This window comes from Kiloniella litopenaei (assembly GCF_000982415.1).
GTDB lineage: Bacteria > Pseudomonadota > Alphaproteobacteria > Kiloniellales > Kiloniellaceae > Kiloniella > Kiloniella litopenaei.
This window is the reverse complement of record NZ_LANI01000068.1, coordinates 1-698: the sequence shown is the minus strand read 5'-3', so window position 1 is coordinate 698 and position 698 is coordinate 1. Positions and strand designations below refer to the sequence as shown.

Genomic DNA, 698 nt, shown 5'->3' with positions numbered 1-698 from the left:
GACGATATTCCGATCGTATCCGGTTCTGCTCTTGCAGCACTTGAAGGTCGTGACGACAACATCGGTAAAGAGAAGATTCTTGAGCTGATGGCAGCTGTTGATGATTACATCCCACAGCCAGATCGTCCTGTTGATCAGAACTTCCTGATGCCTATCGAAGACGTGTTCTCTATCTCTGGTCGTGGTACAGTTGTAACCGGCCGTATTGAGACAGGTGTTCTTAAAGTTGGTGAAGAGATCGAGATCGTTGGTATCCGCGATACTCAGAAAACAACATGTACTGGTGTTGAAATGTTCCGCAAGCTTCTCGATCAGGGTGAAGCAGGTGATAACGTTGGTGCGCTTCTACGTGGTGTTGGCCGTGAAGATGTTGAGCGTGGTCAGGTTCTTGCGAAGCCAGGTTCCATTACACCGCACACAAACTTCAAAGCCGAAGCTTACATTCTGACGAAAGAAGAGGGTGGTCGTCACACACCATTCTTCTCTAACTATCGTCCACAGTTCTACTTCCGTACGACTGATGTTACGGGTGTTGTTTCTCTGCCAGAAGGTACAGAGATGGTAATGCCTGGTGATAACATTGCTATGGATGTTGAACTTATTGCACCTATCGCGATGAGCGATGGTCTGCGTTTTGCGATCCGTGAAGGCGGCCGTACCGTTGGTGCTGGTGTCGTTTCAAGCATCTCAAAATAAAA

1 protein-coding gene is annotated in these 698 nt (G+C 48.0%); it reads left to right on the top strand.

What is annotated here, in order from left to right; translation table 11 throughout:
* On the top strand, positions 1–696 hold a 696-nt coding region (locus tag WH95_RS20140), incomplete at its 5' end, for an EF-Tu C-terminal domain-related protein (RefSeq protein WP_046510246.1).
* Positions 697–698 lie beyond the last annotated feature (2 nt).